General features: G+C 71.7%; 14 protein-coding genes. 5 read left to right on the top strand and 9 right to left on the bottom strand.

Going from position 1 to position 12,164, the window contains the following annotated elements; genetic code table 11:
- Nucleotides 1–251 precede the first annotated feature (251 nt).
- Nucleotides 252–611, bottom strand: a complete 360-nt coding sequence (locus ABR738_RS04240; protein WP_350228609.1) for a DoxX family protein — start codon at nucleotides 609–611, stop codon at nucleotides 252–254.
- Nucleotides 608–1,129 (bottom strand): cupin domain-containing protein, encoded by a 522-nt coding sequence (locus ABR738_RS04235; RefSeq protein ID WP_350228608.1) that lies wholly within the window; start codon nucleotides 1,127–1,129, stop codon nucleotides 608–610. The genes ABR738_RS04240 and ABR738_RS04235 overlap by 4 nt, the downstream gene beginning before the upstream one ends.
- 80 nt (nucleotides 1,130–1,209) lie before the next feature.
- On the opposite strand from ABR738_RS04235, the gene ABR738_RS04230 reads away from it, so the two are divergent.
- The 3 genes from ABR738_RS04230 (at nucleotide 1,210) to ABR738_RS04220 (ending at nucleotide 5,250) form a co-directional block, all read left to right on the top strand.
- Nucleotides 1,210–2,061 carry a LysR family transcriptional regulator gene (locus ABR738_RS04230; protein ID WP_350228607.1) on the top strand — a complete coding sequence of 284 codons (852 nt, stop codon included), beginning with the start codon at nucleotides 1,210–1,212 and terminating at the stop codon, nucleotides 2,059–2,061.
- Between the two features lie 296 nt (nucleotides 2,062–2,357).
- On the top strand, nucleotides 2,358–3,917 hold the full coding sequence (gene proP, locus ABR738_RS04225; RefSeq protein WP_350234419.1) for a glycine betaine/L-proline transporter ProP: 1,560 nt from the start codon (nucleotides 2,358–2,360) through the stop codon (nucleotides 3,915–3,917).
- Nucleotides 3,918–4,059: 142 nt separating this feature from the next.
- Nucleotides 4,060–5,250, top strand: a complete 1,191-nt coding sequence (locus ABR738_RS04220; protein ID WP_350228606.1) for an MFS transporter — start codon at nucleotides 4,060–4,062, stop codon at nucleotides 5,248–5,250.
- A 102-nt stretch (nucleotides 5,251–5,352) separates the two neighbouring features.
- Here ABR738_RS04220 and ABR738_RS04215 read toward each other — a convergent pair whose 3' ends face one another.
- Both ABR738_RS04215 and ABR738_RS04210 read right to left on the bottom strand, forming a co-directional pair.
- Nucleotides 5,353–5,691: a cyclic-phosphate processing receiver domain-containing protein gene (locus ABR738_RS04215; protein ID WP_350228605.1), complete on the bottom strand. Its 339-nt coding sequence runs from the start codon at nucleotides 5,689–5,691 to the stop codon at nucleotides 5,353–5,355.
- A gap of 119 nt (nucleotides 5,692–5,810) precedes the next feature.
- Nucleotides 5,811–6,410 carry a TetR/AcrR family transcriptional regulator gene (locus ABR738_RS04210; protein WP_350228604.1) on the bottom strand — a complete coding sequence of 200 codons (600 nt, stop codon included), beginning with the start codon at nucleotides 6,408–6,410 and terminating at the stop codon, nucleotides 5,811–5,813.
- Between the two features lie 96 nt (nucleotides 6,411–6,506).
- Between ABR738_RS04210 and ABR738_RS04205 the strand changes: the two genes are divergently transcribed.
- Nucleotides 6,507–7,202, top strand: a complete 696-nt coding sequence (locus tag ABR738_RS04205) for an SDR family NAD(P)-dependent oxidoreductase (protein ID WP_350228603.1) — start codon at nucleotides 6,507–6,509, stop codon at nucleotides 7,200–7,202.
- Nucleotides 7,203–7,322: 120 nt separating this feature from the next.
- Here the strand turns inward: ABR738_RS04205 and ABR738_RS04200 are convergent, their stop codons facing one another.
- From ABR738_RS04200 to ABR738_RS04190, 3 genes are all read right to left on the bottom strand, one after another.
- The gene (locus tag ABR738_RS04200) at nucleotides 7,323–7,859 is read right to left on the bottom strand and encodes a cysteine hydrolase family protein (protein ID WP_350228602.1); all 537 of its coding nucleotides are present in this window, start codon (nucleotides 7,857–7,859) and stop codon (nucleotides 7,323–7,325) included.
- Nucleotides 7,860–7,977: 118 nt separating this feature from the next.
- Complete coding sequence (locus ABR738_RS04195; RefSeq protein ID WP_350228601.1) at nucleotides 7,978–8,823, bottom strand: hypothetical protein; 846 nt, start codon at nucleotides 8,821–8,823, stop codon at nucleotides 7,978–7,980.
- Between the two features lie 3 nt (nucleotides 8,824–8,826).
- Nucleotides 8,827–9,087, bottom strand: a complete 261-nt coding sequence (locus tag ABR738_RS04190) for a hypothetical protein (RefSeq protein ID WP_350228600.1) — start codon at nucleotides 9,085–9,087, stop codon at nucleotides 8,827–8,829.
- 228 nt (nucleotides 9,088–9,315) lie between these two features.
- On the opposite strand from ABR738_RS04190, the gene ABR738_RS04185 reads away from it, so the two are divergent.
- Entirely contained in the window at nucleotides 9,316–10,332 is a 1,017-nt protein-coding gene (locus tag ABR738_RS04185) for a helix-turn-helix transcriptional regulator (RefSeq protein ID WP_350228599.1), read from the top strand.
- On the opposite strand, the gene ABR738_RS04180 is transcribed toward ABR738_RS04185, so the two are convergent.
- Together ABR738_RS04180 and ABR738_RS04175 are read right to left on the bottom strand one after the other, a co-directional pair.
- Nucleotides 10,267–11,286 carry a DMT family transporter gene (locus tag ABR738_RS04180; RefSeq protein ID WP_350228598.1) on the bottom strand — a complete coding sequence of 340 codons (1,020 nt, stop codon included), beginning with the start codon at nucleotides 11,284–11,286 and terminating at the stop codon, nucleotides 10,267–10,269. The genes ABR738_RS04185 and ABR738_RS04180 overlap by 66 nt on opposite strands.
- Before the next feature lie 84 nt (nucleotides 11,287–11,370).
- Nucleotides 11,371–12,099: a 2OG-Fe dioxygenase family protein gene (locus ABR738_RS04175; RefSeq protein ID WP_350228597.1), complete on the bottom strand. Its 729-nt coding sequence runs from the start codon at nucleotides 12,097–12,099 to the stop codon at nucleotides 11,371–11,373.
- Nucleotides 12,100–12,164 lie beyond the last annotated feature (65 nt).

Raw genomic sequence — 12,164 nt, 5'->3', positions numbered from 1 at the left:
GTGGGAGGGGCCCCGCCGGAGACGGGACCGGAGGACCAGGGGTTCAAGGGTGCGCCCCGGCGCAGGTGCGGGGCCGAACTCCCCACCAGGCATGCCGCATCAGCCTGCACGCCGGCGGGGTGGGGACCAAATGTCCGGGCAGATCATGGCTGGAAGAGGGCCAAAGCGGGCCGGATCGCACGGCGCTCTGGGCGCGTGACGGCGGGCGGGCCGGGCCACCCCCCATCACCCCATCGTGGCGAGCGGGACCGTCACCACGTCGAGGCGAGCCAGAGTGTCACCGCGCCGGTGGCGAGCAGTGTGAGGTTGAGGGCCACGTCGCGCTCGTGACGCCGCAGGTGCAGGACGGTCGCGCCCATCTGAAGGACCTCGAACCCGATGGCCGCCAAGAGGGCGAGCCAAGGGGCGATCCCCGTCAGGGGCGGCAGGATCAGGCCGGCCGCGCCGAGCACTTCGGCCAGCCCGATGAGTCGTACGGTCGGCATCGCCAGGGTGTCCACCCAGGCCATCACCGGGCGAAGCCCTTCCCGGCTCCGGACGATTTTGATCCCGCCCGAGTAGAGGAAGAACAGCGCGAACAGGCCCGCCACGATCCAGTAGGCGACGCTCACGACACCCCGCCGCCCGGGCTCGCGGAGAAGTCCGTGGCCGGTTCGGTGGCGTATCGGCTCATCGTCCGGAGGGTCGCCTCGTGGTCCATGGCCTCGCCGCCGGCCATCATGTCCTGGAGATCGCGGAAGTACCGCACATACAGGTCCGGCGTGAACGTGCTGAGCATGACGGCAGGTTGGCCGGTCGTATTGGCGAACGTGTGCGGGGCACCGGGCGGCACCAGCACGAAGGTGCCCGCCGTGGCGTCGTAGTCCTCACGCCCGACGGTGAAGCGCACGGTGCCGGAGAGGACGTAGAACCCCTCGTCGTGCTGGGCGTGCCGGTGCTGCGGCGGCCCGGGGGTGAACGGTGCGAGGACGGATTCCGCGAGCCCGAGGCGGTGTCCGGTCCTGCTGCCGTCCTCGATGATCCGCAGACGAGTGGTACCGAGCCGGATCACCTCGCCGTCGTCCGGGCCGACCACCGATACGGCGGGGCCGGTGTGCGCGCTGCTGGTCTTCGGTTCGTGGGAAGTCATGGACCGATTGCACCGCCGGGGCAGGGCGAGCGTCCAAGACCTGTTCACCGGCGCCGATACCGCGTGGGTATCGTCGCAGGATGGAGCTACGTACGCTGCGTTATTTCGTCGCCGTCGCGGAGGAACTCCACTTCGGGCGGGCCGCCACCCGGCTGCACATGAGCCAGCCACCGCTGAGCCGGGCCGTCCGGCAGCTGGAAACCTCCATCGGCGCCCGGCTGTTCGACCGGACACCCGCCGGGGTCTCGCTGACGCGGGCCGGTACGGTCCTGCTCGAGGAGGCGCGCGACCTGCTCGAGCGCGCCGGGCGGGCGGCGGTGCGGGTGGCCGTGGCGGCCGGGGCGGCGACTCTCACGGTGGGCATCCTCGGGGACAGCACCGACGAGGCCGCGACCCGGCTGGCCGGCGCCTATCGCCGGCGCCATCCCGGCGTGGAGGTCCGCATCCGCGAGACCGATCTGACCGATCCCACCTGCGGACTGCACGCCGGCCTCGTGGATGTCGCCCTGACGCGCGGGCCGTTCGACGAGACGGGTCTGGCCGTGCGCGAACTGCGCGCCGATCCGGTGGGCGTCCTGCTGCGTACCGACGATCCGTTGGCGGGCCGTGACCTGCTGCGTCTCGCGGACCTCGGGGACCGCCGCTGGTTCCTGTTCCCGGCGGGGACCGACCCCCGGTGGCAGGCGTACTGGAACGGCGGGGAACCACGTGAAGGGCCTGTGGTGCGCGGCGTCGAGGAGTGCCGGCAGGCCGTGCTCTGGAACGGCACGGTGGGCATCACACCCCTGAGCCACCGTCCGGTGCGGGGGCTCACCGAGGTGCCACTGGCCGACATGGCGCCGAGTCGCGTCGTGGCGGCGTGGAACGCGCAAGACACCAATCCGTTGCTCCGCTCGTTCGTCGAGCTCGCGGCCGCCGCCTACCGCCCCTGAGCACCTGGCCGCCGGGTGACCACCCCGCCGTGTCACCACCGCGCCATGGTCCGCACCGGACGACACGCCGCACCGCCGCATGCGCCGCGCGCGGCGGGGCAGCAGCGAAAGTTGAGGCTCATAGCCGCGCACCGGACACCGATGCCGGTGCTCCGCAAGCACTCCGCACCTCGGGCATCGCCCGGTGCGGAACCATCGACGACGCACAGGTACCCATGAACTCAAACAGGCGGGGGCCCGTACAGCCGGGCCGTCGAGGTCGCGGATTCGGTTCGGGAAGCGTGGAGACGGAACGCATGGTGCGGCTGCTGCTGCGCCGTCGCAAGAAGTCGCTGCACCCCGACGACGTGAAGGTGGCCGACAAACCCGCCGTGCGGCGCGCCGTGTCGGCCGCAGCGCTCGGCAACACGATGGAATGGTTCGACTTCGGTGTCTACGCCTATGTCGCGGCCACCCTCGGCAAGGTCTTCTTCCCGTCGAGTTCGCCGGGCGCGCAGGTCATCTCGACGTTCGCGACGTTCGCCGCGGCCTTCCTCGTCCGGCCGATCGGCGGGCTCGTGTTCGGGCCGCTCGGCGACCGGGTGGGCCGGCAGAAGGTCCTCGCCGTCACCATGATCATGATGGCGATCAGCACCTTCGCGGTCGGATTCCTGCCGGGTTACAAGTCGATCGGCCTGGCCGCGCCGGTGCTGCTGCTCGTGTGCCGGCTCGTCCAGGGCTTCTCCACCGGCGGTGAGTACGCCGGTGCCACCACCTACATCGCCGAGTACTCCCCGGACAAGATCCGGGGCTTCCTCGGCAGCTGGCTCGACTTCGGCACCTTCATCGGCTACTCCCTCGGCTCCGGCCTCGTCACCGTCCTGACCGGCGTCCTGACGGAGGATCAGATGCTGAGCTGGGGGTGGCGGATCCCGTTCTACGTCGCGGGGCCGCTCGGGCTCATCGGCCTCTACATGCGGCTCAGGCTCGATGAGACACCCGCGTTCCAGGAGGCCGAGGAGCGGGGTCGGCAGGCCGCCGCGAGGAGCGGCACCACGCCCGAGGAGCACGAGCGCCTTGAGCAGGCGCGCATGTCGGGCAGGGGCCGCCTCAAGGAGGTCTTCACCCAGCACTGGCAGGCGATGCTCGTCTGCATCGGTCTCGTGCTGCTCTACAACGTCACCAACTACATGGTGACGTCCTATCTGCCGACGTATATGAGCACCACCCTGGGCGAGGACGAACTCACCTCCCAGCTCCTGGTGCTCGGCACCATGGTGCTCGTCGTCCTGACCATCACCGCCGTCGGCCGCTCGTCCGACCGGTACGGCCGGCGCCCCCTGTTCCTGTGGGGCGGCATCGCGATGGTGATCTTCTCGGTGCCCGTCTTCCAGCTCATCCGGCAGGGCGGCATCGTGCTTCCCGCCATCGGCTGCGCGATCCTCGGCCTGTTCCTCGTGTGTTTCGCCGGGACGAGCGCGGCGACGCTGCCCGCCCTCTTCCCGACCCACCTGCGGTACGGCGGCCTGTCGCTCGCGTTCAACTTCTCCGTGTCCCTCTTCGGCGGCACCACCCCACTGGTGGCGTCCGCTCTGGTGGACGCCACCGACAACGAACTGGTGCCGGCCTACTACCTCATGGTCGCGGGCGTGATCGGGGTGATCTCGGCCCTGTGCCTGCGCGAGACCGCCGGGCTCCCGCTGCGCGGATCGTCGGCCATGGTCGAGACCGAGGAGGAGGCGCGCGAGATGGTGGCCCGCAGCCGCACGCACGCGGGGCGCCGCGCGCGCGACGTCTGGCTCCAGCTGCGCCAGGGGCATCTGCCGCACCTGCACCACCACGCCGAGGAAGACGACCGCAAGAACCGGCGGGGCTGACGAGCGGCAGTGACGCGGCGGCGCGGTGCCGGCTCGGGGACGCGCCGCCGCGTCCGGCGGCCCTCGTGCGCCGGACGCGTCACCGGCGCGCCAGGCACGCGGGGCACGACGGCCGCGCCCCGGCGGAGTTACCGTCGCTGACATGGACCGTGATCTTCGAGGCTGGTGGCCGTGCCTGCTCAGCGGGACGGTGTTCGCCGTGTGCATGGCCAGCACGACGCTTCCGACCCCTCTCTACACCCTCTACCAGGGAAAGTTCGGTTTCTCCGAGCTGACCGTCACCGTGGTGTACGCCGTCTACGCCTTCGCCGTCATCGGCGTACTCCTGCTGGCGGGCAACGTGTCGGACGCCGTGGGCAGACGTCCGGTACTGCTGTGCGGCCTGGGGTTCGCCGCAGCGAGCGCGGTCTGTTTCCTGTGTGCTTCCGGACTCGGCTGGCTGTACGCGGGCCGGTTGCTCTCGGGGCTCTCCGCCGGGCTGTTCACCGGGGCCGCGACGGCCTACGTGATGGACCTGGCGCCCGGCGGCGGCGCGTCCCGGGCCACGCTCGTAGCGACGGCCGCCAACATGGGCGGGCTCGGCTGCGGGCCCCTGCTGGCCGGAGTGCTCGCGCAGTACGCGGCGTGGCCGCTCACGCTGCCCTTCCTCGTGGACCTGGCGCTGGTGGCCGGCTCGGTCGCCGTCCTGCTGCGGCTCCCGGAGACCGTGGAGAATGCGCGTCCGCTGCGCAGCGCGCGAACGCAGCGGCCCACTCTGCCTCCTGACGTGCGCGCGGTGTTCGTGCCCTCGGCGATCGCGGCGTTCGTGGGATTCGCGCTGTTCGGGGTGTTCACCGCGGTCAGCCCCGCGTTCTTGGCGCAGTCCCTGAACGTACACAATCACGCCGCGAGCGGTCTGGTCGTCGCGCTCGCCTTCTTCGCCTCCACGGCCGGACAACTGGCCGTGGGCCGCGTCGGAATGACCCGGTCACTGCCCCTGGGCTGCGCCGCGCTCCTGGCCGGCCTGGCTCTGCTCGCGGCCGCGCTCCGCTGGGAGCTGCTGCCCCTGATGGTCCTGAGCGCGCTGGTGGGCGGCTGCGGACAGGGTCTCGCCTTCCGCGGCGCGCTGTCGGCGGTGGCCGCGGCGTCCCCCGCGGACCATCGCGCCGCGGTGATCTCGACGCTGTTCGTGGTGGCCTACGCCGGGATTTCGGTGCCGGTGATCGGGGTGGGCGTACTGGTGCGGCCGCTCGGCCTCGAAGGCGCCGGCCTGGCTTTCATCGCGTGCATGGCGGTGCTGGCCTGCGGCGCGGGCATCTATTTGCTGCGCCGGCCGGTGGAGGCCGGGGCGTGACAGGGCGCCCCGCCCTTGGGCGCGCTCCCGAGGGTGAGGCCGGGGAGCGGCGTGGGCGGGCAGCCATTGAACCGCCGCCCAGGGACACGCCACTGAGCCGGGTTAGGCGCTCGCCCGGCGGACTCGGTAGTTCCAGTACGCGAGCGACCGGACGACCGTTTCCGCGCCGATGGGGTTGGCGCTGTGCACGACAACCGTCCCGATCCGGAAAGGCCGCCCGTGGAAGGCGGCTTCTTCCAGGAGCGTCACGACGGGCATGATGCTGTCGTCGCCGCCGAGGTCGTGGTCGAGCCAGAGTTCGTCGATGAAGCGATCGCGGTGCTCTTTCAGGAGTTCCACGCCCTCGCCGCTGGTGCGGGCGATCCGGGTGGTCCCCGGGAGCGGCCGCAGATCGTCTATGCCGAGGATGACGGGGGCGGGCGGGGCCTGGTTGTCGTTCATCCGGTCATCATGGGGTCGCGCGGAATGGGGGACCAAGTCCCTTTTCGGCGCGCGGTGCGGTGCCAGGGTCCGGTGAGGACCGCCGTCCTCGTCGACCGGGTGGCGCCGTCACCGCGTCCTCAACTCGGACGCGGCCGCAGCAGGTTCTCGGTCAGCGTGTCCACCAGGCCGTCGGGGACGGCCGATCCGGTCAGGGCGCAGTAGACGATCGGGCCGACGAGGGCGTCCAGCGCGGCGTCGGGGCCCAGTTCGGGCGCGAACGCGCCGGCCTCGACGCCGCGTGCCAACAGGGCGCGCTCCTGGTCGCGGCGAGGGCCGAGATAACGCTCACGGAAGCTCTCGGCGGTGCCGGGATCGTGCTGCGACTGGGCGATGAGCGCGAGCAGGACCTTGCCGGCGGGGTCGTCCGTGAGGAACCGCGCGAAGTCGCGGAGGTAGGCGCGGACGCTCTCGACCGTGGGCTGCTCGGCCGGGACGGGAAAGCGCTTCTCGCTGTCCTCGATGAGCGTATCGAGGAGGATTTCGACCTTTGACGGCCACCAGCGGTAGATCGTCTGTTTGGCGACACCGGCGTGGCGCGCGATCGCTTCGATGGTCAGGCCGCCGAAGCCGTGCTCGACGAGGAGATCGTCCGCGGCGTGGAGCACGGCCAGGCGGGCGGACTCGTCGCGCCGGTTGCCGGAGCGCGGCCTGCGGGGCTGAGGACTGGCGGCGGGCATGCGAGAACCATACCTGTGGGTGACACCCGGCCCGTTGTCTAGACGCAACGTCTCGTCTAATCTGAAGTTCCTGACCGATCACGTCAAGGAGTGAACGTGCCAACTGCACCCCAGCGTCACGCCCTCGTCGTCGGAGCCTCACGGGGGCTCGGCCTGGTCCTCGTCCGTGAACTGGTCCGTCGTGACTGGCGCGTGGTCGCCACTACGCGCCGGCAAGATGGCGAGCTCCAGGAGAGCGCCGCCGTCTCGCAGGGGCGGCTGACGGTCGAGTCTCTGGAGATGACGAGCCGGGACGGGCCGGCCGCTCTGCGCGAGCGCCTGTCGGACCGGCCACTGGACCTGCTCTTCGTCAACGCGGCCATAGACAGGGGAGACTTGCCCATCGGCGAGGTACCGACCGAGATGTTCACCGAGGTGATGATCACCAACGCGCTGAGCCCCCTGCGCACACTGGAGGCGCTGCGCGGACTCGTCGTGCCGGGTGGGACGGTCGCGGTGATGTCCTCCGAGCAGGGCAGCATCTCCCGCAACACCGAAGGTGGTTACGAGCTCTACAAGGCCGGCAAGGCCGCCCTCAATCAGCTGATGCGCAGCTACGCCACCCGCCATGGCGACGACGGGCACACCAAATTGCTCATCGACCCCGGCCACAACAGGACCCGGCTGGGCGGCCCCGATGCGCCGCTGTTGCCCGAGGAGAGCATCCCGCTCGTCGTCGACGTCCTGGAGGCGCAGGCCGGCGCCCCGGGCCTGCGGTTCCTTGACCGCCACGGGGAGACCGTCCCGTGGTGACGCGGAGGCCGTCCCGTGGTGAGGCGTCCGGCCGGGACGGGCGCCTTCAGAGCTTCCGTCCCCCCAGAGCCTGAGTCCCCTGAGTCCCCTGAGTCCCCTGAGTCCTCAGGGCTTCAGTCCTCAGAGTTTCAGTTCGGTGCTGAGCGGCACATGGGCGTCCATGTTGCGCTCCATCATCCGCAGAGCGGCGTCGGCCAGGTCTTCGTGGATGTGGGCGACGGCATCGCGCGGGACCGTGACCTCAAGGTGGCGGATGTGGGCGTCGAGCGCCGAATAGAGGACGCACTGTTCGGTGACCTGTCCGCACAGCACCACGCGGGTGATGTCCTGATCCCGCAGCAGATAGCTCAGGGGCGTCTCGTAGAAGATGGAGTGCCGTGCCTTCACCACGAAGAGGGACTCCTTGTCGGGCCGCAGCGGCTCCACGAGGTCGGCGTGGGGCCCCGCGAGCGCCGTCTCCAGAAGCTCTCCATGGTGGGAGCGCCACTGCCCGAAGTTGTCATTGGCGTAGATCACGGGGATGTCCTGGCGCCGTGCCCGGTCGAGCAGATCCACGATGGCGGGCACCGCTGTCCGGGCGGCCGGAAGCAGCAGGTCGGCGTCCGGATGGTCATACGTGTTGATCATGTCGATGACGATGACGGCGGTCTTTCCCATACCTCCACCTTGCATCCGGTCGCCTGGGCGCCGCCTGTCGGGAGCGGGCGCGCCGGGTCGTGTACCCCGTGATGCGGGTGGGGTGACAGAGAGGCTTCGCGGGCCGCCTCCCGAGTGCTCAGACCTCGCCCCGCGCCGGGCACACACTCCCGAGACGTGATACGCGCCAGCCGTCGCCGAGGACCCCGCCCGCCGTGGTGAGCAGTGCTCCGGAACGGGCCCGTACCGCCTCCGTCAGGGCGGCTCCGCGCAGAGTCGGGGCGGCCGTGAGTGTCTGGGCCAGCGCCGTCACGGCTGTCCGCGCGCGGCGTGCCGCGCACATCTGCGGGTGCACGGCCCACACCTGGCGTTCCGAGCCCGCCTCGGAGGCCAGCGCGGTGAACGAGGACAGACCGCAGTCCAGCGGAACGAGGACCGGGCCTTCGCCCGCCGGGAGTTGGGCCACCCTCCGCTGGGAGGTGAGGACGGCCGGAGCCCCGGTCGAGTGGCCGGTGAGTCCCGCGCGCGCTGCCGCCGTCTCGACGCGCCGGACGAGCGCGGCCCACTCGGGCCCTTCGTCGTGCGCCGCCGAGAGTCCCGCCGCGCCCAGCGCCGATGCCGCCTCCACCAGGGTGCGCACCAGCGCGTCCTCGTGGGGCGCCCAGCTCAGCGCCGGGGGAGCGGCCGGAACGAACGGCAGCAGACAGGGCAGCCCCACCGACTCATAGACGGACAGGGCCCGGCGGGTTCCCAGGGTGTCGCAGTGCCCGAGGACGGCCGTGTAACCGGCCCGGGCGACGGACTCCGCGACCCCGGGCGACTCGTCGTGCACGCACCACTCTGCGACGTCCGGGCACGAGGCCCGCGCCCGGTCGACCTCACCCAGAAGGACCGAGCCCCAAGCCGTGCGCGGCCCGGTCAGCGGGGCGACGACGGCGACGCTCGGACGCTCCGCCGCGTCAGGTCCTGATCTTGGACACTGCACGGTTCAGCCCCAGATGAAGGAGTCGCCGCTGTCGACCATGGCGGAGGTGCCGGGAGCCGAAGTGGCCGTCGTGGCGGTGACCGGCGCAGAGGCGCGCGCGGCCGTGGCGGCCGGCCCGGACAGGCCGCCGACGGCCGCCGCGGCGCACACGGTGAAGGCGACCGCGGCCGCCGCCCGCGAGGGCCACGTCCGGCGCGTGGGCGGTGTGACAGTCTCCACACCGGCGGCGGTTGCGGAGCGGGACGAGGCGATGGGCACGGACATACGAGTTCCCCCTGGAAGCGATCGTTCGGTGCCTGACCAGCATGTCCGTCGTCCCCACCGGCCGTCACGCGCGGTTGAGTTCCGGGACCGGACATGGCCAGGGGCGGACGGCGGGTCCGCGCCGGGAGGTCCGTATTCCGGACGGTGCTGTTCCCCCGCGTGTGATCATTTCTAAGATCATTGTCGGAGGATCACCCGGGAGCAGCCGACGGAGTGGGGGCGGACAGGGTGGACGCACGCGCAAGGGCCCAGGATCTCTACCGCATCGCCCTCGACGATGCCGCCTGGCACCCACAGGCCCTGACCGAGAGCCGTGGCTGGAGCGGTACCGAATTCGCCGAGGCGCTGCAACTGCTCGGCAGACTCGGCCTGTTCGTGCCGACGCCGGACACCCGCAACGGCTGGACCGCGCTGGCCCCCGACACCGCCCTGCGCAACCTTCTCGTCGAAGAGGAGAAGCACACCGGCGCCCTGCTCACCGCCGTACAGCAGACGCGGTCCGCGCTCGCGCAGGTCGTGGCGGACTTCCAGCCCGTGCACGCCCGCGAACTGTGCTCCGTGCGCATGGAGGTGGTGACGGGCGCGGCCAATGTGTCGGCCGCCCTGGAGGACGCCTCGCAGCGCGTCGAGGAGGAGGTTCTGTCCCTGCACCCCGGTCGCGCGCTGCCCCCCGAGATGGTCGAGGCCGGGTTCGAGCGGGACCGGCTCGCGCTCGAGCGGGGCGTACGCCTTCGCACGATCCACCTCGGCTCGGCCGCCGCCGTCCCGCACATGGCCGCCTACCTGCGCCGTCTGGGCGGCGCGGGCGGTCAGGTGCGCACCGCGCACACCCTGCCGCTGCGGCTGATCGTGGTGGACCGCGCGCTGGCGATCGTCCCGGCCCCGCAGCTTGCGGACGGCGAGATCGCCGCCGTCGTACTGCGCGGCGAGACACTGGTCGGGGTGTTCCGAGGGATCTTCGAACACTGCTGGGCGGGTGCGAGCGTGCCGGCCGAAGCCGCCGGCGGCGGTGATGCCAGTGGTGGCACGGAGGAGAACGGAGCCGACTGGCGGCCCACCGGACGCCACCGTGAGCTGGTGCGGATGCTCGCCGGAGGACTGACCGACGAGGCGATGGCCCGCAAACTCGGGGTCTCCGAGCGCACGGTCCGCCGCCTCGTCTCCGAACTCACCGAACGGCTAGGCGCGGCCAGCCGCTTCCAGGCCGGTGTCAGCGCCGTCCGCCTCGGCTGGCTCGACGACTGAGACGCCGGCGGCCGCCGTCCCGGACGCCTCGCCCGCCACGTCCGGCTCCGGCGCGCCTTCCCTCGGCGCCGCCCCGCGCCCCCACGCGGTCCCCGCGAGGACCAGGAGGGCGCCCGCGAACCCGAGCCACCCCGGCCGGTCGCCCGCGAGGGCGATACCCACCACCGCCGCCCACACCGGCTCCGTACCGAGCAGCAGGCTGACCCGCGAGGGCGAGGTACGGCGCACGGCCCACATCTGCGTGAAGAAGGCGAAGAGTGTGCAGAACGCCGACAGGTACAGCAGCCCGAGCCACTGTGCGGCCCCGAAGCCGGCGGCCGCCGCCCATGGCGTGCCCCCGGTCCCCGGCGCCGCCGAGAGCAGCGCGAACACCACGACGGCGCCGCCCAGTTGGACCGTCGTGAGCGACAGGGCGTCCGCTCCCCGCACCGACCGCATCCGTGACATCGCCAGGACGTGGACGGTACGGGCGACGGCGGCGCCCAGCATCAGGAAGTCACCGAGCGAAGGGCTGGTGAAGCCGGCGCCCTGGGTCAGGAGCAGCACGCCGAGCACCGAGAGCCCGGCGGCCGCGACGAAGGACCGCGACAGCCTCGTGCGCCGCAACCGGGCCTCGGCGACGGGGGTGAAGATCATCGTCAGACTGATGATGAGGCCCGCGTTGGTCGCCGAGGTCGCCACGACTCCGTACGTCTCCAAAAGGAAGATCCCGGAGAGGATGAGCCCGAGGAGCCCGGCCCCGCGCAACTGGGCGCCGCTCAGCGACCGCAGCCGGCGCCACCCCGCCACGACCAGCACCGGCAGCACCACCGCGAACCGCAGCACGAGGACCGCGAGGACCGTCCGCGTCGTGGTGACGTCCTTGGCGGCGAGATAACTGGAGCCCCACACCACGGCCACCAGGAGGACGGGCAGGTCGGTCAGCCAGGCGCGCCGGGCAACGGTGATGCTCATCAAGGACTCCTCAACAGGGGCGCGCCGAGGCCGGGGTCGGCCCCGGCGCCCCACGGGTTCGGGCTCGGTCGGAACGGTCGCCGCTCAGCGCGCGGTGTAGGCGATCACCAGGACGTCGCGGTGCGCGGGGAGAGCGGCGTCCACGGGCGTCACCGGGGTCACCGAGTGCAAGGTGCGGCGGTCGTCACCGAGGAGCAGATCACCCGGCTCGGACAGCGTGGTGGTGAGCAGGTGCTCGCCCTCGTCGGTGTAGACACCGCTCTCACCACCGGCGACATTGGTGCGGCCGATCATGAGCGAGGTGATGAAGGTGACGCCGTCACGGTGGCGGCCCTCGGGAGCCGGCTGTCCGGTCTGGTCGGCGGACGCGCTGACGCGGTACGGGTGGAGCTTCACGTTCCAGGCGGCCGTGCCGTCAACAGCACTGAAGATCCTGCCGAGTTCGACGAGAACGGAACGCAGCAGCGGATCGCCGGTGAAGGAGTCGGTCAGCGGGTCGAAGACGCGCTCCACGCCGCCGTTGAGCGGATTGATGTCCGACTCCTGGCGGTAGGGGGCGTGCGGCAGCACAGTGAGCTCGCCGGCCGCCGGGTCGAGGTCGAACTGGCCGTAACGACGGAAGCGGTAGGTGCCGCCGTCGGCCATGTACGTGTCAAGGGTGAGCTCGTCCCAGTGCGCCGCGAACCGCGCCCAGTCGGCGACGTCGGCTCCGATCAGGGCGGACAGCTGGGCCGCGGGCAGCAGATGGCCACCGGGCCCGGCGAGGGCGGTGACGGCGGCGACGGCCACGGGGTGGGCAACAGCAGTGGTCATGGAAGTGCTCCGTGCGTAGGGGGTGTGGGGCGAGGGCGGGACGAGGCGGCCTCGGTGGGCCAGGA

The organism is Streptomyces sp. Edi4 (assembly GCF_040253615.1).
In the GTDB taxonomy this organism is placed as follows: domain Bacteria; phylum Actinomycetota; class Actinomycetes; order Streptomycetales; family Streptomycetaceae; genus Streptomyces.
The sequence above is the reverse complement of the archived record's forward strand: the minus strand, read 5'-3'. Positions and strand labels throughout refer to the sequence as shown.

Coding starts and splice junctions, on each gene's coding strand:
- ABR738_RS04235 (WP_350228608.1), bottom strand. CDS start 1,129: ATGACTTCCCACGAACCGAAGACCAGCAGCGCGCACACCGGCCCCGCC.
- ABR738_RS04230 (WP_350228607.1), top strand. CDS start 1,210: ATGGAGCTACGTACGCTGCGTTATTTCGTCGCCGTCGCGGAGGAACTC.
- proP (WP_350234419.1), top strand. CDS start 2,358: ATGGTGCGGCTGCTGCTGCGCCGTCGCAAGAAGTCGCTGCACCCCGAC.
- ABR738_RS04220 (WP_350228606.1), top strand. CDS start 4,060: ATGGACCGTGATCTTCGAGGCTGGTGGCCGTGCCTGCTCAGCGGGACG.
- ABR738_RS04215 (WP_350228605.1), bottom strand. CDS start 5,691: ATGAACGACAACCAGGCCCCGCCCGCCCCCGTCATCCTCGGCATAGAC.
- ABR738_RS04210 (WP_350228604.1), bottom strand. CDS start 6,410: ATGCCCGCCGCCAGTCCTCAGCCCCGCAGGCCGCGCTCCGGCAACCGG.
- ABR738_RS04200 (WP_350228602.1), bottom strand. CDS start 7,859: ATGGGAAAGACCGCCGTCATCGTCATCGACATGATCAACACGTATGAC.
- ABR738_RS04190 (WP_350228600.1), bottom strand. CDS start 9,087: ATGTCCGTGCCCATCGCCTCGTCCCGCTCCGCAACCGCCGCCGGTGTG.
- ABR738_RS04180 (WP_350228598.1), bottom strand. CDS start 11,286: ATGAGCATCACCGTTGCCCGGCGCGCCTGGCTGACCGACCTGCCCGTC.
- ABR738_RS04175 (WP_350228597.1), bottom strand. CDS start 12,099: ATGACCACTGCTGTTGCCCACCCCGTGGCCGTCGCCGCCGTCACCGCC.